The organism is Paenibacillus sp. J22R67, assembly GCF_059692175.1.
On the sequence record NZ_JCAUAX010000005.1, the window covers coordinates 212,369 to 233,039 of the forward strand.

19 protein-coding genes are annotated in these 20,671 nt (G+C 45.8%); 3 read left to right on the forward strand and 16 right to left on the reverse strand.

What is annotated here, in order from left to right; genetic code table 11:
- Nucleotides 1-2: 2 nt before the first annotated feature.
- From preA to AC58VC_RS21010, 9 genes are all read right to left on the reverse strand, one after another.
- Nucleotides 3-1,295 (reverse strand): NAD-dependent dihydropyrimidine dehydrogenase subunit PreA, encoded by a 1,293-nt coding sequence (gene preA, locus AC58VC_RS20970; protein WP_497370926.1) that lies wholly within the window; start codon nucleotides 1,293-1,295, stop codon nucleotides 3-5.
- Nucleotides 1,296-1,336: 41 nt separating this feature from the next.
- Nucleotides 1,337-2,701, reverse strand: coding sequence for an NAD(P)-dependent oxidoreductase (locus AC58VC_RS20975; protein WP_497370928.1), 1,365 nt, complete (start codon nucleotides 2,699-2,701; stop codon nucleotides 1,337-1,339).
- Between the two features lie 45 nt (nucleotides 2,702-2,746).
- Entirely contained in the window at nucleotides 2,747-4,018 is a 1,272-nt protein-coding gene (locus AC58VC_RS20980; protein ID WP_497370930.1) for a M20 family metallo-hydrolase, read from the reverse strand.
- An 18-nt stretch (nucleotides 4,019-4,036) separates the two neighbouring features.
- Entirely contained in the window at nucleotides 4,037-5,401 is a 1,365-nt protein-coding gene (locus tag AC58VC_RS20985; protein ID WP_497370932.1) for an aspartate aminotransferase family protein, read from the reverse strand.
- A 103-nt stretch (nucleotides 5,402-5,504) separates the two neighbouring features.
- Complete coding sequence (locus AC58VC_RS20990) at nucleotides 5,505-6,308, reverse strand: ABC transporter ATP-binding protein (protein ID WP_497370934.1); 804 nt, start codon at nucleotides 6,306-6,308, stop codon at nucleotides 5,505-5,507.
- Nucleotides 6,309-6,548: 240 nt separating this feature from the next.
- Nucleotides 6,549-7,472 (reverse strand): S66 peptidase family protein, encoded by a 924-nt coding sequence (locus AC58VC_RS20995; RefSeq protein WP_497370936.1) that lies wholly within the window; start codon nucleotides 7,470-7,472, stop codon nucleotides 6,549-6,551.
- 98 nt (nucleotides 7,473-7,570) lie between these two features.
- Nucleotides 7,571-8,491, reverse strand: coding sequence for a tyrosine-type recombinase/integrase (locus AC58VC_RS21000; protein WP_497370938.1), 921 nt, complete (start codon nucleotides 8,489-8,491; stop codon nucleotides 7,571-7,573).
- Nucleotides 8,492-8,590: 99 nt separating this feature from the next.
- Nucleotides 8,591-8,845, reverse strand: coding sequence for a YolD-like family protein (locus AC58VC_RS21005; protein ID WP_497370940.1), 255 nt, complete (start codon nucleotides 8,843-8,845; stop codon nucleotides 8,591-8,593).
- Nucleotides 8,846-8,867: 22 nt separating this feature from the next.
- Nucleotides 8,868-9,071, reverse strand: a complete 204-nt coding sequence (locus AC58VC_RS21010; protein WP_145663343.1) for a YwbE family protein — start codon at nucleotides 9,069-9,071, stop codon at nucleotides 8,868-8,870.
- A gap of 162 nt (nucleotides 9,072-9,233) precedes the next feature.
- On the opposite strand from AC58VC_RS21010, the gene AC58VC_RS21015 reads away from it, so the two are divergent.
- The 3 genes from AC58VC_RS21015 (at nucleotide 9,234) to AC58VC_RS21025 (ending at nucleotide 11,478) form a co-directional block, all read left to right on the forward strand.
- Nucleotides 9,234-9,977, forward strand: coding sequence for a YqjF family protein (locus AC58VC_RS21015; protein WP_497370942.1), 744 nt, complete (start codon nucleotides 9,234-9,236; stop codon nucleotides 9,975-9,977).
- Nucleotides 9,978-10,194: 217 nt separating this feature from the next.
- Nucleotides 10,195-11,058 (forward strand): helix-turn-helix domain-containing protein, encoded by an 864-nt coding sequence (locus AC58VC_RS21020; RefSeq protein WP_497370944.1) that lies wholly within the window; start codon nucleotides 10,195-10,197, stop codon nucleotides 11,056-11,058.
- Between the two features lie 138 nt (nucleotides 11,059-11,196).
- Entirely contained in the window at nucleotides 11,197-11,478 is a 282-nt protein-coding gene (locus tag AC58VC_RS21025) for a hypothetical protein (RefSeq protein ID WP_497370946.1), read from the forward strand.
- A gap of 119 nt (nucleotides 11,479-11,597) precedes the next feature.
- Here AC58VC_RS21025 and AC58VC_RS21030 read toward each other — a convergent pair whose 3' ends face one another.
- The 7 genes from AC58VC_RS21030 to AC58VC_RS21060 all read right to left on the reverse strand — a co-directional run bounded on the left by AC58VC_RS21030 (nucleotide 11,598) and on the right by AC58VC_RS21060 (nucleotide 20,656).
- Entirely contained in the window at nucleotides 11,598-12,344 is a 747-nt protein-coding gene (locus AC58VC_RS21030) for an SDR family NAD(P)-dependent oxidoreductase (protein WP_497370948.1), read from the reverse strand.
- A 107-nt stretch (nucleotides 12,345-12,451) separates the two neighbouring features.
- Nucleotides 12,452-12,841, reverse strand: coding sequence for a MarR family winged helix-turn-helix transcriptional regulator (locus tag AC58VC_RS21035; RefSeq protein ID WP_497370950.1), 390 nt, complete (start codon nucleotides 12,839-12,841; stop codon nucleotides 12,452-12,454).
- A gap of 422 nt (nucleotides 12,842-13,263) precedes the next feature.
- Entirely contained in the window at nucleotides 13,264-14,220 is a 957-nt protein-coding gene (locus AC58VC_RS21040; RefSeq protein ID WP_497370952.1) for a D-2-hydroxyacid dehydrogenase family protein, read from the reverse strand.
- Between the two features lie 153 nt (nucleotides 14,221-14,373).
- Nucleotides 14,374-16,623, reverse strand: coding sequence for a family 43 glycosylhydrolase (locus tag AC58VC_RS21045; protein ID WP_497370954.1), 2,250 nt, complete (start codon nucleotides 16,621-16,623; stop codon nucleotides 14,374-14,376).
- Nucleotides 16,624-16,756: 133 nt separating this feature from the next.
- Nucleotides 16,757-18,769 (reverse strand): alpha-L-arabinofuranosidase family protein, encoded by a 2,013-nt coding sequence (locus AC58VC_RS21050; protein WP_497370957.1) that lies wholly within the window; start codon nucleotides 18,767-18,769, stop codon nucleotides 16,757-16,759.
- 24 nt (nucleotides 18,770-18,793) lie between these two features.
- Nucleotides 18,794-19,687: a carbohydrate ABC transporter permease gene (locus AC58VC_RS21055; RefSeq protein ID WP_497370959.1), complete on the reverse strand. Its 894-nt coding sequence runs from the start codon at nucleotides 19,685-19,687 to the stop codon at nucleotides 18,794-18,796.
- A 12-nt stretch (nucleotides 19,688-19,699) separates the two neighbouring features.
- A complete protein-coding gene (locus AC58VC_RS21060; RefSeq protein ID WP_497370961.1) occupies nucleotides 19,700-20,656 on the reverse strand; it encodes an ABC transporter permease in 957 nt (318 codons plus the stop codon).
- Between the last annotated feature and the right edge of the window lie 15 nt (nucleotides 20,657-20,671).

The window sequence follows — 20,671 nt, forward strand, 5'->3', positions numbered from 1 at the left end:
CGTTATACAGCCTCCTTTTTGTTGGAATTCCCTTCGGACAGCTTAGTAATTGCCTCTTGCCTTTGGTTCCATGTCATGGGAGGCTCGGAGCTAGGCATCTCAACCATGGTGATCGCACCTTCTACAGGACAAACAATAGCGCATAAGTTACACCCTACACAGTCTTCTTCGCGCACTTGCAAATAAGACTGTCCATTATCGCTTGTCAGCATATCGATACATTGATGAGAGGTATCCTCACAAGCAATATGGCATTTATTGCAGTTAATGCAAGTGTCGTTATCAATTTTGGCGACAACCGCGTAGTTTAAATCCAAATTCCCCCAATCCGAGTAACGGGGAACGGATTTTCCGATCAAGTCCATAACGCTAGCGATCCCTTTTTCATCTAAATAATTGTTCAATCCGTCAATCATATCCTCGACGATTCGGAAGCCATGATGCATGGCAGCCGTACATATCTGTACCCCTGTAGCACCCATCAACATGAATTCAACGGCATCGCGCCAGGTAGAGATACCGCCAATGCCTGAGATTGGGATGCCAACCTCCGAATTGCGCGCACAATCGGCGACCATGTGCAGCGCGATCGGTTTCACAGCGGGGCCGCAGTAACCACCATGAGAGCCCTTCCCTCCGACGTGAGGAATGGTATTCCACGTATCAATATCGACACCAGCTAGCGAATTAATCGTATTGATCAAGGAGATCGCATCCGCTCCACCTCGAACTGCCGCCTTCGCCGTGCTTGTAATATCTGTGATATTCGGTGTCAGCTTCACGATGACCGGTGTCTTCGCCGCTTCTTTCGCCCACATCGTTTGCGCTTCCACAAGATCGGGCTGCTGTCCAGAGGCTGATCCCATACCGCGCTCCGCCATTCCGTGCGGACAGCCAAAGTTCAACTCGAGACCGTCCACCCCGACGGCTTCAACCTTCTTTACAATTTCATGCCACTTTTCACGTTTGGGTTCAACCATCAGTGAAACAACAAGTGCATGACCCGGAAAACGCTTCTTAGTCTCGTATATTTCTTGCAAGTTGACCTCAAGCGGGCGGTCCGTGATCAATTCAATATTGTTAAATCCGGCGACACGTTGTCCATTGAAATGAACCGCAGCAAACCGTGAGGATGTGTTAATAATCGGGTCTCCGAGTGTTTTCCATACCGCCCCGCCCCAGCCGGCTTCGAAGGCTCGCTGGACTTGGTAACCTGTATTGGTCGGGGGTGCCGATGCCAACCAGAAAGGGTTTGGTGAAGTTATGCCTGCTAGATTGATGCGTAAATCTGCCATGCAGTATCCCTCCAGTATGATGTACGATTAATGACCAGCTATTAGGCAGACTCGTTCTGAGCAATAAGCATTTGTTTGTAGATGGCGTAAGCTGCTTGTTTCCCTTGCTGAGCGGCTGAAACAACCATCGCCTCCCCTTGTCCTTCTCCGAAAATAACATCACCTGCTGCAAATACTTTGGGATTCGAAGTTTGACCTGTATCTGAATTCACAGTCACTGTCCCCCGGATATGCGTTAGCTTGAATTGATCGATTAGGGATTCATGGCGCGTTTGTCCGATCGCTTTGATCACGGCATCAACCGGTAGGACAAAGTCAGATCCGGCTATTGGGACGGGCCGCTTGCGCCCAGCCTCAACATCCACTAGTTCCATCCGAACGCATTCCAAGGCTGTTACGTTACCGTTTTCATCGCCAATGATCCGTTTTGGAGCGGTAAGCCATCTGAATTCAACGCCATCCATCTTGGCAAAATCAAATTCAAAATCATACGCCGTCATTTCCGCTTGCGTTCGCCGGTATACGATTTGAACCTCATCTGCGCCAAGCCTTACCGAACAGGTAGCTGCATCAATTGCCGTATTTCCAGCGCCAATGACGGCTACACGCTTCCCGATCAGGTTCGTATCCAGATCACCGCCTGATTTCGTAGCTTCAACGAAATCAATAGCATCAAAGACACCTGTTAAGGCTTCACCTTCAATACCGAGCATCGGTACCTTCGACATCCCGACCGCCAGCACGATCGCATCATAGTCTTCCAGCAGCGATTCAGCCGTAATATCCACGCCAACCCGTGTGTTCAATCTGAAATCAACCCCAAGCTGGCGAATCTGCTCTACTTCCCAGAGTGAAATTTCCTGAGGCAAGCGGAAAGAAACGATTCCGTATGTATCTAGCCCTCCTGCCTGATCTCTCGCTTCGAAAATCGTCACTTGGAAGCCGAATCGGGCGAGCTCTCTGGCTGCCGAGAGGCCCGCTGGTCCGCTGCCAATGATGGCAACAGATTTCCCAATGCTTGCTCCAGCTTTGAATAATAATGACTCGTTTTTCATCGCCCAGTCTGTTGCGTAACGCTGCAATTGCCCTATGAGAATAGGCTTGGACGAATGATTAAGTACGCAAGCCCCTTCGCAGAGTTCCTCCGTCGGGCATACTCTAGAGCATGTAGCACCTACCGGATTAGCATCCATAATGATGCGGGCGGAGCCTTTGAGATTGCCTGAGGCGATCTTTTTAATAAAAGAAGGAATTTCAATCCCTGTCGGACAGGCGCGTACACAAGGAGCATCATAACAATACAAACATCGATTCGATTCTTCGATCGCCTCTTTCGGCTTCATGCCCGCTTTAACTTCGGCGAAATTACGTTTCAAATCATTTAGTGAAATAAATGATGTCCCCATTTGCCACACCTCCGCGCGTATAAGCTTACTATCTGGTGATTGTCATCAAGTCTGCGATCCTGGATTCTCCAAAGCAATCCGGCGCGCCGTGCGATAAAGAAGCTCAGTACCTAACGTGATATCGTCAGGACTCGCATACTCCTTGGGATTATGGCTGATCCCCTCCAAGCATCGAACGAAAATCATCCCGTAATCACAAACATGGGACATAGCTAGAGAATCATGAAACGGACCGCTCATGAGCTCCGGTGGAGCAAATCCCATCTCACCAGCCTCCTCACGCAAGCTTTGCATGATCCAACCTGCGCAATAACGGGGTTCACTGTTCGTATCCTCCCGAATCGTATAGGTAAGTCCATGCTCCCTAGAAACGTTCTCGATCACACTCAACAATTCCGTCTCGAGCGCGTTGCGACGGGATAAATCGATATCGCGCAAGTCAATCGTGAAGGATACTTTCTCGGGAATAATGTTGCGAGAATCCGGAAAAACCGTGAGAGATCCAACCGTTCCAACAGTCGGGGCATCTGGCACTTGTTGAACAAGCTCGTTGAGAGCAACGATAATCTTAGCGCAACCAAGCAGAGCATCATGTCGCATCGACATCGGTACAGAGCCTGCATGACCAGCAAAACCTGTCATCTCAACTGTGAGCCATAACGGACCGGAGATGCCTGTAACGATACCGATTGGCGCATTCAACGTTTCGAGAATCGGCCCTTGTTCGATGTGCAGCTCCAGGAACGTACCGATGCGTCCTTGTTGAAACACATACCCTTCGAAATCTGCAGGGTCACAGCCGAATTCTATCAACGCTTCCCGGCGGGTAACACCACTTTTATCCATCCGTTCGAGTTCATTGTCTTCTAACTTGCCAGTCATTCCGCGGACACCGAACAAACCTTTATTGAAGCGGCATCCTTCCTCATCACAGAACGCCACAACTTCGATATCGCATTCAGGCGTTTGGCCGGAATCGACTAGTGTTTGAACCACCTCAATCGCGCCAAGCACGCCTATTGCACCATCGAATCTTCCGCCGTAGGGCTGGGAGTCGATGTGAGATCCAAGCATGAGGACTGGAGCATCTGGATTACGGCCTTTCAACTTCCCAATGAGATTGGCGAATGGATCGATGTGAGCTTCCATCCCCGCTTCTTCCATCCACTGTTTCACAAGTTCTACGCCATCGCGATCTTCTTTGGAGAGCGCCAATCGGCACACGCCAGTTTCTCCGATTTTTCCGATCTGCGAAAGGTCATGAATATGCTGATGTAAGCGTGAAGTGTTGATTTGTATCCCAGGTGTTGTAGACAATGTTCTTCATCCTTTCTCCTAATTGGCATCGAACACAGCAAGTAAAGTGTCTACGATGAATGCAATATCCTCATCTGTTGAAGAGAATGGCGGACTTAAAGTAAGAATGTTTGCGTACCCAGGTACGGTGTCCCCATTCTTGCCGATCAACAGCCCTTTTTGCTTACAAGCAGTAATGATGCTCATCACTCGCTCTGCCGTTGCTGGCTCCTTGGTCCGCACATCTTCAACTAGTTCAATGCCCATTGCCGATCCAAAAATTCGAATTTCACCTATATGCGGATGTTTAACTAAGGGCTTCAATCCTTCTTTAAAAGCTTTTCCGATTTGAGCCGAACGTGCCACCAGATTTTCATTTTCTAAAATTTCGATATTTTTCAAAGCAACAACACAGGAAACCGGATTGCCCCCGAACGTGTTAATATGGCGTAAATGGCTTGTGGGTTCTTGGCTGTTTTTGAAAGAATCATATAGTTCCGCCGAAACGGCCGTTGCCGATAACGGTGAGTAAGCGCTTGTCATACCTTTGGCCATCGTTACAATATCTGGTCTAACCCCATAATTAAGATGACCGAATTTCTCACCAGAACGCCCAAAACCGCAAATTACTTCATCAACGATGAGCAAAACGTCATACTTATCACATATGCTGCGGACCGTCTTCAAATACTCGTCCGGTGGAACAATCATGCCTCCTCCCGTTATAACGGGCTCCATAATGACGCCAGCAACGGAGTCTGGACCTTCCCAGACAATGACATCCTCAATGGCTTTAGCGCATTGCAAGCTACAGCTCCCTTGCTTTTGTCCGAAAGGACAGCGATAGCAATATGGAGGCGGAACATGCTGAAATCCGGCGCCGAGTGGTTCATATTTCAGCTTTCGCTGCGCTTGCCCTGTTGCTCCTAAAGCCCCCATTGAATTCCCATGGTAGGCGCGATGCCTAGAAATGAACTTATGTTTCGTGGCTTTACCACTCTGGTGGTAGTATTGCCTGGCAATTTTGAAAGCCACTTCATTGGCATCCGAACCCGAGTTAGAGAAAAAGATTCGGTAATCACCATCCAGCCACTCATTGATTTTCGCTGCAAGCTCAATGGACGGGATGTGAGATTGGACCATGGTGGCATAAGCAAGCTTCATCATTTGCGCAGCGGCGGCCTCGGCAATTTCCTTCCGTCCATGGCCTACATTCACGCACCATAACCCCGACATGCCGTCTAAATAACGGTTGCCGTCCACATCCGTCACCCAACTCCCTTCACCGGAAGCCAGTATCATAGGGTTCTCGTTATGTGCAGACATATGGTGCCACACATATTTGCGATCTTTCTCAAGCAACCCCTCCTTGGTCGACAGATCACTCAGTTCTTCACTCGGCATAAACAGCCTCCTCTCCTCGTAATCCTTGCCAAAAAATCTCCTATATTATTTCTATGTATATAAAGAGATAGACATCCCTTGATGCTAAGGTTAAATGTATATTTCATTCAGATTTATAAGATTGACTCTGGTACAAGCTTGATTGAATTGAGGCGGATATCGCATGAAACGGGTCAGAATCACGTGTTAATGCGATTCGTTCCTCTCCCAGGGCTACGTGATGTATCGCATGTATACGTCCTGGATGAGCCGTTAAGACAATGATTCGATCCGATAAGAAGACGGCCTCGGAAACGCTATGAGAAACAAAAACGATGGTTTTCTTCGTTTTTTTCTTAATCGCATGCAGCTCAATTTGCAGCTTATCCTTCGTGAACTCATCCAACGCAGAAAAAGGTTCATCCATAAATAAAATAGGTGGATCCAAGGATAAAGCACGCGCAATAGCGACTCTTTGCTGCATGCCTCCGCTCAGCTGCCAAGGGTAATAATCCTTAAACTTGGTTAAACCAACCGTTTCCAGCAGCTGATCGACCGTATGTCTATACTCCGAGCGACTTTGACCTAGTACCTCGAGAGGAAGTTCAACATTTTCCTGCACGGTTCGCCACTCAAATAACGTTGGTTGCTGCAGCACAATTCCGAACTTTCTGCGCAAACGAACTTCCCGCGGATGCTCTTTCTCCATTAGAATTTGCCCGCTGGAGGGTTGCAGCAAGTCAGCCATTATTCGCAGCAGCGTTGATTTACCACAGCCCGACGGACCAAGCAAGGATACGAATTCATTCTGGAGCACATCGAATGTGATGTCCTGGAGGACTGTCACTTGCCTCCCTTTTTTACCGAACACCTTGCATACGCCATCCAATGATATTTCCACCTTTTGACGAGAAAGCTCTGAATTCATCCTGCTCCTCCTCAACTTGCGCTTATCACCCTGTTATAGACGTGTTATTTACAATAACTGTATATGTTATATTATATAACACCTAGCATTTATTACATTATACAATGTGTTCCGAAATTCATGAATCAACGAGACAGAGTGTAAAGTCTTCCCTCTCGAATTCAAATAACCCTGTCTCATAGTAGAGTCAGGGTTATTATATTCGTTACATAATTAATATTATGTAAACAAATTTTCATGCTACATTTTAACCGTTGGTTCAAGTACGGTAAGCGTGTTATTGAATGTGTTCAGATCCGCCATGGCTCCGATTGGGATTGCAGCCTTGTAGTAACCATGCGCGGTACTTAAATTCGTCATAAGAGGTTTACCAAGCGGATAAATCAAACTGTTGATTATATCCTCATAAGAAGTTGAATATGAAACGGAACAATTCGTGCATTGACCCATAACAATCCCTTGGCAATGTTGGAATTTACCCGCCATAATCAATTGCGTCAAATAGCGATAAATCGTGTTCGTTGGTTCATGTGTTTCTTCGATAACCACTATTTTACCGGTTGTGTTTATTTCATACGGCGTCCCCAGTGATCCTACGAACGAGGTCAGATTTCCTCCGACAATTTGACCACTTACATTGCCTTGAACTAGACTTTTCAACTGCATCCCAGGTGGATTTTGAATCACTCTACTCTTTACTAATGTCGATGTCGCCGCGAAAAACTGATCAAAATTATAGGCGGGTGTATTAGCGCTAAAATCAATTAAAAGAAGACTTTGAAAGGTAATTAAGTTTGCAAATTGATTCAGTACATTCAATAAGATGGTAATATCGCTGTAGCCTGTTATAATTTTGGGATGTTTGTTAATCAACTGATAGTCCAAATACGGTAAAATATCTCTTACCCCTGTGCCCCCCCTGGTCGGCAATATCATTTTGACCCGAGGATTCGAAATCATTGCCATAAAATCTTCTGCGCGCTGCTGAGCCGATGAAGCAACGATTCCATCATAAGAATACGCATATTTCCCTACAATTACTTCAAAACCCATTCCTTCAAGCGTCTCAATTCTTGCATCAATGATACTAGCGTCAAGCGGACTTCCTAACGTAACTATGCCTATGGTGTCACCACTGCGTAAAATGGGGGGCTGTATGGCCATTTGGATGCCTCCTACCAATGCCCTTGTACTGCTAAGGTTTAATCTCTCTTTTGCCTTATATGCGCCAAAAAAGAAAAATATACCCTAGGTTGAACTATTTATATCCCCATCCCTGCCGGAATGAACGCTGTAACCCGATTCATTGCCTCTTGCTTCTGTTTGTCCGCAACGTGTGTGTAGATTTGAGTTGTCTGTATGCTCGCATGACCCAACAATTCCTGTAAAGTTCGAATATCCGTTCCTGCCAATACCTGCATCGTAGCAAATGTATGTCGCAGTTTATGGCTGGAAATGGACTTCCCTTGCAGCTCAGCATAATGCTTCTTCAGTTCCTCAAAATGTTTCTCTGCGATCGTTTGTATCATACGAATACTGATCCGTCGCCCAAATTGCGAGACGAAAAAAGGCTGCTCGCCTTTGCTGCGCGAATCCAACCGCTCTGCCAGTGCTTTATTCAGCACTTTCACCAATTCATCGGGCAGTGGAATTAAGCGCCATTTCCGCCCTTTGCCATATACCAGTAGTGATTTGGTCGTCAGGTTGAAGTCTGATGTATTTAATCGATGCAGTTCGCTTACTCGCAACCCTGCGTAACTCATCAACAGAAACATAGCTACATTGCGAATTTGATATTTCCCCTCAATCGATTGCAGAAAAACGGACAGCAGTTGCTCGCTTAGAAATGTAGGAATCTGATTTTTCTCCACCTTCGATTTCTTAATGTTCAGAGATGGATTGCTAGTCGCTAATTGAAGCTCGATCAAAGCTGTGAAAAAAGTTCGGATCGATGACAAGTACCGATTACGTGCAGCATCGCCTGCCCCTCCCTGACGCATTTTCGTTAAAAAGCGCATAATATCAATGGCTTCTATGTTGTCTAAAGATTTAGCCATCGACGAAAGAAATAAACGAACATCACCTAAGTAAGCTTGCTGCGTTCTTTTGGTAAATCCCTGATCCTTCATCCAGGTATCAAAAAGCTCCAAATAGTCGTCATCATACTCCAATACTTGTCCCAACCTCGTTCACTCCGTCCGTTAGAATCTAAGTTGCGTTAAATATAGATTTAGTGCAATTTTTTTGACAGAAAAAAACGGCCTAATTCGGCCGAAAAAGAGCTAATCTCTAGGGTATTCCACTTTCATAATATCCATAAAAGGAACTTTATCCAATTCTCCGTTGCTAGTCTCCATATGTACCCGCCCTGTTCGTGAATCCATCGTTTTGATAAGACCACGTACCGTTTCTACACGACCCCAAACTGTAAGGACGATCTCTGAATTTTCCATCTTCGCTTCCGAGAGTTGATTCCCAATTTCCTCTAAAACAAACTCGTCGCGCGTAGGTCTTTTTGCAACTTTCGCCTTTGCCATTCTCGCTCCCCCTGCGTTCTAATCACCTAGCCGGCGATAAAATTTCTTTAACCCTTCCTACTTGTCCATCGGTTAATCTTACTTTAATGCCATGTGGATGTGTCGGTGAATTCGTTAATAAGTCTTTCACAATTCCTCTTGTTAGCTTTCCGCTCCGTTGGTCTTGTTTCAAGACAATATTGACTTCGATTCCCGGCAGGACATCTTTACGATTTTGCCCATTCATGTTGTGTGAGTCGCCTGCTTTCTTTCGAGATTGTGCTTCATTATAACATATATCTCACGCATTCCCTACCCGAACTCCAAACATAAGTAAAACCCTTTACAACCATTAAGCTAACCAATACGATGATGGATATAGAATACTTCTAACGAAGGAGCTTCGACTATGAGCCGTTCGTGGCCTCTACCTGCAAGACCCTGGATTATGTATCAAATATGGAACGATTTGCTATTCGCTCATTGGCCTATTCCTATCGAACTTATAAGAGAACTTGTTCCTGCTCCTATTCCTATCGACACCTTTGATGGAACGGCTTGGCTAGGTGTCGTTCCTTTTCATATGACAGGTGTCACTCCCAGAGGTATTCCTGCCTTGCCTTATTTCTCTTCATTCCCGGAAATCAATGTCCGAACCTACGTAACAATTAATGGTAAGCCAGGCGTATACTTCTTCAGCCTGGACGCTCATAATAGATTCGCTGTTGAAGCGGCGCGCACTTTATTCCATCTCCCCTATTTCTATACACAAATTGAAGTTAAGGAAATAGCAAATAACACCACATTCTACCGAAGTGTTCGTCAAGATTCACGCGCTCGGGATGGTGAGTTTTTAGCGGAGTACCGTCCTTCCTCCCCCATTCGGTATGCTGTACCAAGAACTTTAGAATACTGGCTTACGGAGCGTTATTGTCTATATTGTCAGGATCGCCGTGGAAGGATCTATCGCGGCGAGATCGATCATGAACCATGGCCCCTACAATCGGCCGAGGCTAACATTAGGATCAATAGCCTGCCAGCCTCTTTTGGGATCAAGCTTCCGGAGCATTCCCCCATTTTGCATTTTGCCAAACAATTAAAAGTAAAGATATGGGCTCTTGAGAAGCTAAATGGTCTGTTTAACAACAGCTAGCTCCCAAAACTGAGCTGCTATTTTTAATTTATATCATTAATGATTAATGTCATTAATTATTATTTTGACCATAGGGTTATAGCTCTTTAAGAAAAATAATTAAATCGTCCTCACGCTTCCCATGGATAAAATATTCAGATACAATGTAATTAGTTAACACCATTAAATTTATTACAAATCAACAATGACAAGGAATTATACGGAGGGAATATACGAAATGCCGAAATTCATGGACTATATGATCAGTCCTTATCCGCTGAGGATCATTACGCTGCCTATCGATTCTAGCAAGCTTAGGCTGCAATCTTTAATTATTTCAAACGTCGGACATTTGCCCGGACGCATCTCTTTTCGACATCAAGCTTCTTTCTCCAAATGGGCGTTTATATACTTGTCTGGTGGCAATGGGTCTTATCAAGCAAATAATGGACCCGTACAACGCGTGGAAAGCGGCAGTCTCCTCTTCTTACGACCAGGCGTTATTTATAATTATGGTCCTGATCAGGATGGGTTTTGGGATGAGTATTATTTTACCTTTGAGGGCGCCCGTATAAAGGAATGGCTTGGCAGTTGGTTAACGAATGTCGATGAAGCGAAGCATGTCGGCCATGAGGATGCCACCCAACTCAACCGGATCGAACGTATCTTCATGTTGATGGAGAGCGGATTACCCGATAACATTGATCGCGCCGCGCTGCTTCTGGAAACGTTGCTTTTTGAATTTATGTTGAAAGCGCAAGCTACAGCCCAAACGACGAAAACACAGCAAGTCATCGATATTATGGATGATCTCGGGGATTCCCTCTTTCAGCCTTTCGATGCGAAAAGTATCGCAAAGCGGCATCACATCTCGATTTCAACACTTCGTAGAGTTGTGAGTGAGTATACAGGGTATCCTCTCAACGCTTATATCAACCGTTTGAAAATAGCTGAAGCGAAAAACATTCTTCTGAATACAGAGGATTCTGTCAAGGAAGTGGCTGATTCGTTAGGGTTTAAAGACGTCTTTTACTTTTCACGATTATTCAAAAAGTACGTCGGCGTGGCTCCTCTTATTTACCGAAATAATATGCAGCTGTAAATTTGTTTACATAATATAAATTATGTATTCAATTTTTATCTTTTTCAAAAAAATGAGTGCTTCGTCCTAGTACGACTTGTCATCGAGCTACATATGATATCTAAGTAGTAAATCTTCCCAATCGGGAGGTGAATCCAAATGACACTAGCACTTACAGGATGGATGCTCTACACAATGTTTGTAGTTCTCGGTTTAATGGGCCTAAGCTTCTTATACAACTTATACACCGCTCTTAAAGCCGGTACGTTCTCCAGTTCTTTATTTCTCTCTTACTTGAAAGACTTACTGTTCTACGTATTCCCATTATTCTTGCTTTCCAATATGATGGCCCTTGACCCTACAGGCTTCTTACTGTTAATCGGTTATTATCTTGGCGCACTCGGAGTCGCACTCAAATACTTGGAAAGCTTTAAAAAATGATTTGTAATCGCATTCAAAGAATGCTCATGATATGGCTCTTCCTGAGAGCCAAAAGCAGCCATGGTCTCATGGCTGCTTTTTTCATTGCTATCAGTTCTTCATTCTTCATTTGAAAAGGATCAAGATATCACGAGTCCGCCATCGACACCAATAATTTGTCCCGTGATCCAGCCAGAGTCTCTGTCGGCCAAATTAACAACCCAACTTGCGACATCATCTGTTACACCCCGACGGCCAAGTGGAATCATCTTGCGTTCCTGTTCCTTCACTTCATTGATCTGCTCATCGCTAAGTCCCATACGATCTCGTAGGAAAGCAGTTTCTACGGGTCCACTTGCAATGGCATTCACACGAATCCCCTTCGGAGCGAGTTCAAGAGCCCAGCAACGTGTCAGATGTTCTACAGCAGCTTTACTCGAAGCATAAAGAGATAATCCTGCCGCTGCTTTACTTCCGTAAGTACTCGACATGTTGATGATGGCCCCCTTGGTTTTTTCGAGGTGCGGGATGGCGGCAGCAGCTAGCAAGGTTGGACCCGTCACATTAACGGCGAAAATATCGCTAATTGATTTCGCACTTACATCTGCTAGCGGCTGAATAACGCCACCACCTGCATTATTCACGACGATATCGAGACGTCCCCAATGTTCTAGTGCTGCTGCAACCGTTTTGTTTGCCGACTCTGGATCACTTACGTCAGCTACAAATGCTTTAATGTTCGGATCGCTAGCTGCGATTTCTTCCAATGGACCTATTTGGCGCCCCGTGATTAGCACTTTTGCTCCTTTTGCAGAAAACATGCGAGCCGCGGCAAGCCCGATACCGCCACCGCCACCAGTAATAATTGCAACTTTATCTTTTAACATGTCCAAAACTCCTTTTGTTTTATAAATTTAAGTTCCTATTCATTAATCAACTAACAATTAATCAATTAACTATTGGGAGATCTGCCCTATTGGACAGAAGTAATTGCTTAAACCAACTTTTTCAACAACGTTGCCAACTGATTTTGTTCTTCATGGCTAAGTTTATTACCTACATTTTGTGTAATAGTCTGTTCATAAACAGGCCATACTTGTACTATGAGTTCATGACCTTCTGGGGTCAGACTGACTAGAATTCTTCTCCTGTTGGTTGGATCGAGATTTCTTTGGATGCGTCCTGCTTTCTCCAATGAATTCAATAAGTTGCTAATATTCGCTCTAGTGACGGCTAGGTCATCGCTTATCTCCGATGGGACCATTGCCCTTCCACTCGACTTAAGAGCAACTAAGACGCACCAACGGCCCAAGGTCAAATCGAACTTGACGAGTTGCTCCTCCAATTGCTGAACCAAATGATGATTCGTTTTATATAGCGTCAAAAAAACATTGACTGGTTGAGGAGATTGTTCAAAAGGGTTCCACTTCTCTATAGGATATAACCTCCGTCTTAATAGTTAATTAGTTAACTGTTTGCCTCTTAACAATACGTTTTTCACATTCACTTGTCAAGTCACCGACTTATCCAAAAACTTACTGTCATGAATGGAGCGTCAACGATCAAGTCCCCGACTTCCCTTATGCGTCCTGCCACGAAATAGTGGCAATTGTCTTTTTAAGCTGCCTACCTATGAACTGGAGGAACTCCTTTTATTCCACAAAACTCTCTCTCAGCGCCATTGTTAACAGTAGAAATCCCTGTTATTTCACCCTTGAGCAATAAGAAGAGCAGCCCCTTCTTGCACAGGAACTGCTCATTTTCCACTAGATCATGTTATTGATTTTGTCCACCTTCCCTTGTAAATCAGGAAAGAGTTCGAACCGGTGAACCCGCTAAATAGGCTTTAATATCTTCAACTATATCTCTATAAAATGCCTGATAACCCGCCTCGGAAACATAGCCAATATGCGGCGTAGAAAGAAGATTCGGAAGCGTCCTGTAGATGTCATCTTGCGGTAACGGTTCTACCTCAAAGACATCCACTGCGGCTCCAGCGAACCAGCGGTTCTGCAAAGCTTCAGCAAGTGCTTCTTGATCTACGATTGGAGCACGGGACGTATTAATCAGATAGGCAGAAGGCCGCATACGCTTGAGCTCCGCCGCGCCGATCAGCCCTCTTGTTCTTTCGCTTAAGACAAGATGAATCGACACAAAGTCGCTGCCCTCAAGCAGCTCTTCTTTGGAACTAGCTAATCTCACGCCAACTTCATCGGCCTTCTCTTGCGTTAAATTCTGGCTCCATGCTACGACATCCATGCCGAACGCTTGGCCGAACTTGGCGATCTTGGTGCCAAGCTTGCCAAGGCCCAGCACGCCAAGCGTCTTGCCGTACAAATCTGTTCCTATCGTGCTCTGCCACTGACCGCTGCGAATTGCGTTATGCTCTTGCACGATGTTGCGCGCGAGCCCAAGAACCAATGCCCAAGTAAGCTCAGCTGTTGCATTGCCTGCGCCTCCCGTTCCGCAAACGGTAATGCCTTGCGAAGCGGCAGCGTCCAGGTCAATGGAGGCATTCCGCATGCCCGTGGTAACTAGCAGCTTCAACTGGGGAAGCCGCTTAAGAAGAGATGCGCGGAAAGGAGTCCTTTCACGCATAATCACGACAATTTCGCAATCGCCGATTTGTTCGACAAGCTCATCTGACGACTCGATATGGCGATTGATGCTTTTGACCTCTACTTGGTCCGTAATCGATGACCAATCCGCAGCAGTTAAAGCCACTTGCTGGTAGTCGTCTAATATTGCGCAGCGAAGCTTCATTATGTCATTGCCTCCTTCATCGTACATGTGATTATACCAATATTAAGTATATTCTTGTCGAGAGTGCCATGCAAATAGTAGATAAGTCTTGACGTTCAATTCCCCGCGAAAAAAAGACACTCACAGTAATATCGCGTCAGTGTCTCTTCTTTTTTATCTATTGCCAGTTACCGCCAGTGGAGATACCGCCCAATCGGGCGAAGCACCTCGCAAACCTATACGCCCGTTAAGAAACGCATTCGGGTCTGTCCAACTCAAGAGCGGCTTTTGGCTTGCATCGGAAAAGATGCTAATCGTCGGTCCTTTCAGCTCCACAGTCACCTTTCGGGTTTGGCCAGGCTCAAAAACGAGAGACCCGGTTGCCTCTTCTACAGCATTTTCATAGCTGACTCGACTTAGGTTGACCTTGCTGTTATGAAACGCAAGTGCATAACCCATGAAAGCATCTTTGACCTTTTCCTTGAATTCCGACTCATTCGTCGTTCGCAGCAGAATACTTGCCTCGTCCGTTGTAGCTTGTTTCATGGTCAACTCAAAACTGACGGTATAGTCTGTCCAACCCCAATCGCCGCCGAAGCGATTGGCTATTCCTACTGCCGTCGGCTTAATGACCGACTGTTCCGGCACTGGTACGGTGAGATTCGCTTCCACATACCTCAGCGCGATCTCTCCATACACATGGCGTAGGGACAGCCATTGTGTCCCTTTCTTCAGCTCGAACACTCCGAGCGGTACTTTCGTCCAATCCGCATCGGCTGCAAAGAAGGAGGCTCCGAGCTTTATTTTCCTCAACACACCATTCGTTTCCACCGATATCGTTGACCCTGCCGATGCTTTGGATACATTCACAGCCAGCAGATAGCTGCCATCTTGGCGTATATTGACCGGGTAACTCAGTCCATCGTCCTTACCTGACAAAATCACGGCATCACTACCGTCCGGTGTAATCCCGGAACGGATGCTCGGATGACCGTCTTGAACACCATGAACAGCTTCCACCGTACCCGGCAGCGGTTTGATCACTTTCTGATCGCTGCTGCCATTCGATTCATTAGAAAAAGCCGTGTAATGCAGTATGGGCTGCGTTCCTAGCGGCCACATATAGCCAATGCGGCCAGCACTCGCCGCCACGCTGGACTGCTCGATCTTGAGCAGCCCGTCCCAATAAATCATCATACCTGAGTTCCCGGTTTCGACGCGGATTGTATGAAGCTTCGTAAGATCGGTGCCCTGTGGCAGCTTCTTCGTGGATACAACCGTCTCGCTGCCGTTCACACGATGAATGAGAGCAAGCTCCATCGACGATTCAATTAGGCGTGTTGACCAGTAATTCTCCGCATCCGTATAGGCGAACACAGTTTCCAGCAAAGAAGGCACACTATCATGCTGATTCATTTGAAAATTGTACTCGGCCGTATAACTGCTGCCAGTGTCTATTCGTGTCAGCAGCAGTGCCTCGCCACCACCAGATGGGCTGATCTTCTCCCATTTGTCACTGGATGGCATTGCACCTAGCTCATCATGGAATTCCGGCATGCGGGGTGCTTCTTGCGGTGTCCCCTGTGTCGGCCCAAGAACAGACATCTTGTCTCCGTTGAATACAAGCCGATCCAGATTCAGCTTGCGGACGGGTGGTCCTTCCGCAGAGCGTCCTATCAGATTGTGATAGACGATGTAGTATGAATCCAGGTTAGGTCCCATAACCGTCGCACTGTGACCAAGTCCATTGAAATCGTTCGCCGTGGATATCAGGATCGGATTATTTTCAGGAATGGTATATGTACTTGAGGGAGATTCGTGATTCACGCCGTAATTAACCCGGTAGCCCTTGCTAAAAACGTGATTACCCGTGTAAGTGATGAAATAGCGTCCATTTCGCTTGATGATCATTGAACCTTCCGTCCAATGACCCAGCGAAGCGTTCAACTGCTTACCTGCTTCGATGGTATATGGATCGGGCATCGAGCTTATCATAATGCCGCCAAATTTCGCGTGAGTGAAATACCACTTCCCATCATCGTCGATAAAGACAGAGCCATCAATCGTGTAGCCGAGATTATCTGTCTTTGTCACGAAAGGTCCTGTAGGCTTATCGCTTTGCAAGACGTAATGCCCTTTGCCTGCCGGAGAAGTGTACATGTAGAACGCTCCGTTCCAATAAACAACCTCCGGCGCATACGCGCCTTCACTAACGGGTTCCTCTGTAACCAATCCTTCGTAACGCCAATTCACTAGATCATCTGAACTCCATGCCTTAACACCGACTCTTTTGTCCTTCGTGCTGCAATACAAGTAGTATTTACCGTTAAAGCGCAGAACGTAAGGATCTCCAATACCGTAATCCTCCCATTCTTGATTCAAAACAAAAGGATTCTGGTAGGTTTGACCCAGGGATACCTCCATCCTATTCGCCTCCTCCCGCCCCCCATTTGGGGATACATAGCAACAATCACAATGACTAGGATAGCGGCACATACAGCCAAGGCTATGTTCCATGCTTTTTTAACCCATCGCATTCGGTTATCTTTTACTCCCATTAGCGAGTGATTTCTAATACGTAAACAGACGAAGCTCTCAATAGACAAGTCACTTGTGATTTTAAAATCGGCAGATCCTGGGCTGTGCAGACCACGTTTTCAGGATTTTGCACATTATTGATGCTTTCATAATGATCCGCAGTGACTTCCAGCAATTGAGCAGTACCTTTTCCGGCAAATCCATCAAGCTGAATATCCGTAATCGTATCTTCGAGACCTCGATTCACTACAAAAATCGTCAGCTTATCTCCCTGAATGCTCGTACAAGCCACGACATCTAAATTCGGCAGGGCATCCAAATGTGGTAGTTGGACTGGACTACTTACCCTAAAACTTTCGCAATCGGTGTGGGATTCAACGACATAGCCAAGGTCACGGTTCGCATACATTTTCATGACATAATAGGTTGGCGAGCCATATATGGTTAAGGCATTTTCGCTTCTTCCCGCAGATTTGCCCCGGTACTGGTCAGCATAGAAATCCCCTACCCGGATACACCCTCCAAGCCAGCCATTTACTAAGTCGGAGAAGCTGCCGATCTCGATCAAATCGCTATTTCGAATAAATTCATTCAAATTCGCTGCATTCGCCACAGCTGCTTCAAGGGTATGTTCATTGGGTAAACCCTTACGAATGGTGTTCGGATAATACATGGTGTTGTACTCCGTTACCGCCAATTTAATGTGGGCATACCGGTCTGATGTTGCAAATAATTCCCGCAATCGACGCACGGTTTCTCTTGTCCATTCAGGATAAGAAACTATGGCCTTATAACGCTCTTCACTTAACGTACGATGATTCATTCCAAAACGATTGCATCCGTGATACAAGTGCAAGGTTAAGAAATCAATGTGCTCAGCAGCTTGTTCTAGTAAGGTTTGATTCCAATCCATTTTGTCATCACCGCAGGCTAACAACTTAATAGCAGGATCAGCTGCTTTCATGTTTTCCGCAAATCGCATATAACGTTCTGCGAACTGCTCCGCCGTGCAATGGCCAACCTGCCATGCCCCCCATACTTCGTTCCCGATTTCCCAATATTTCACGCCATACGGCTTGGGATGTCCATTGGCTGCACGAAGTTTACCCATCGGTGTATGCACGCTGCCATTGCAATATTCAACCCACTCGGCTGCTTCTTCCGGAGTTCCCGACCCATCATTTACACAGATAAGAGGCTCTACCTTCAATTCCTGGCAAAATGCAATAAACTCGTCTGTACCGAAATATTTATTTGTCCAGCCTCCCCATGCTTCATTAATGACTGCAGGGCGTTCATAGACAGGGCCGATAGCCTGCTGCCAGTGATAGGCACTAATATAATTCCCAGCAAGACGCATCATCCCGGCATTCAAGTCTCTCGTCATGTCCATCACTTCTTTACGTACATTGCCTACGCTATCAGAAGGAAGCAGCGAAATATGATCCAGCCAGAGCATCCCCGTGGATACATGGTCAAGCCAACGATCATGATCCGAAGGCACATATAATCTGAACTCTGCGTGCTCACAATCCCGCTGTACCTGGAGGCGTGCTTCATAATGTTTCCAGTTATGACTTTCAATCTCGATTCGCACATGCCCCAGTACTTCGCCGCTCTTCTTATCTACAATTTCCACCGCAACAAATTCGATCTCTATAGAAGCTCTTGCATATAGCGCGAGCGAGTAACCAACTTGATCTTGTTTCACAGCTATCGCTTGGCTAATTCCTGCGTATCCCTCGTCATCGCTATAAATTCTAATTCGCTGACTATGACCGGAATGACGTGTAGCCGCAGGTTCAAGTCCATAACTTGTGCTTTTACCATTTGTAAAAGGACGCCAGCTTCCGGAAAGCCCCCTATACGCTTCATCCATACTTTCAAAATCCATATCTCTCAGCGGATAAGCTAACATCGCGTCCATATGATCACGAATATCCTCCACAAAATGTCCGAATAGATAAGGATTAATTTTGGTAGTACTGACTTGATTTGTATTCACTTGAATTCTAGCTCTAGTTTGCACCATAAACACAACGCTTCCTTTCACTATCTATCCTTTTAATGAACCAATCATAACGCCCTTTACAAAATGCCGCTGAACGAATGGATACATCAACAATACCGGCAAACTGGACATGATGATAACGACATATTTGATGCTTTCAGCGAGCAGCACTTTGGATTCCAACCCCACGTTGCTGTCGGCTGCATCTGACGAACTGACCATGAGCACTTCACGCAGCACGAGCTGTAACGGGTACAAATCCTTACTGCGAATATAGATTAGAGCATTAAAGTATGAGTTCCAATGCCCTACCGCGTAAAACAGGATCATGACAGCCAAGATCGGCTTCGAAAGTGGTAGAATCACATGAGTCAACAGTTTCCAGTTCGAACATCCATCGATATTTGCGGCTTCCTGAATTTCCCAAGGGATACTAGTTTGAAAATACGTTCTCATGACAATCAAATTATAAGTGGCAATTGCGCCTGGGATCACTAATGCCCACATCGTATCTACCATACCCAAATTTTTCACTAGAAGATAAGACGGAATGAGCCCCCCGCTGAAAAACATCGTAAGCGTAACGAAAAACATAATCCCCCCACGTCCAGGTAAATCCGATCTTGACAGCGGGTAAGCGGCAAGTGTCGTCATTATGAGGTTGATTGCCGTTCCGATTAACGTATATAGAATGGTATTTCCATAGCCGTTCCAGATTTGATCGTTATGAAAGACGTTCCGGTATGCTTCTAAAGTTATTTGCTTTGGCAGCAAAATGACATCACCATTCAGCACTAGTGCTGGATCACTGAATGAGGCGCTAACGATAAAGATGAGCGGATACAGCACGACAATCACGAGAATGGCAGCCAATCCGTTTACGACAGCATCAAAAACTTTTTCATCCGAGCTCCTCTTATTGAGCGTTTGCTTCTGCATCACTCGGCCCTCCTACCATAAACTTGTTTCCGCTTTTTTACGGGCAAAGCGATTCACGAGGATCAGCAGTCCAAGGTTGATAAGAGAATTAAACAATCCTATGGCGGCTGTATAACTATACTCGCCTTTCAAAATACCTGCCGAGTAGACGAACGTAGAGATCACATCACTGGACTCCAAATTCAAATTATTTTGCATGAGCAAAATTTTCTCAAACCCAACATTCATGAAATGCCCGACATCAAGAATCAACAAAATAACGATGACCGGCAGAATGCCCGGTATAGATACATGCCAGATGCGTCGCAGCCGGCTTGCGCCATCCATTTTAGCGGCTTCATACAGCTGTGGATTGACTCCGCTCAAGGCTGCAATATAAATAATCGATTGCCACCCCATGTTTTGCCAGATATTGGAGCTAATAAAAATCGACTTAAACCAGCTCGCGGAATCGAGAAATCGAACAGGTTCTCCGCCAACAGCCTCTATGATCGTATTCACAGGACCGCCTCGTGGAGATAAAAAGAGCATAATCATCCCAACCATAACGACGATAGAAATAAAATGCGGGATATACGTAATGTTTTGCACGATTTTACTGAATGCTTTATTGCGGATTTCAGTAACTAGCAAAGCAAGCAGGATCGGGATCGGAAACGCAAATAATAAGGAAAACAAGTTGATAGAAATCGTGTTCCACAGCAGTCTCCAGAAATAATAAGACTCAACAAAACGTTTGAAATGGTCAAGTCCTACCCATGCGCTGCCATTGATGCCCTTCGCAGGACTGAAGTTTTTGAAAGCGATTTGCAGACCGTACAATGGCCCGTAATGGAACACAAGATACCATACAATTGGAATGAGCAGCATAAGGTAGAGATCATACCGACTACTCACCGATTTCAAGAGGCTGGAGCGCCTCGATTTGGATCGAGACGCAGTGCCCGCTGTATTTGCCGAACTGTTCATCTGTAGCCCTCCAGC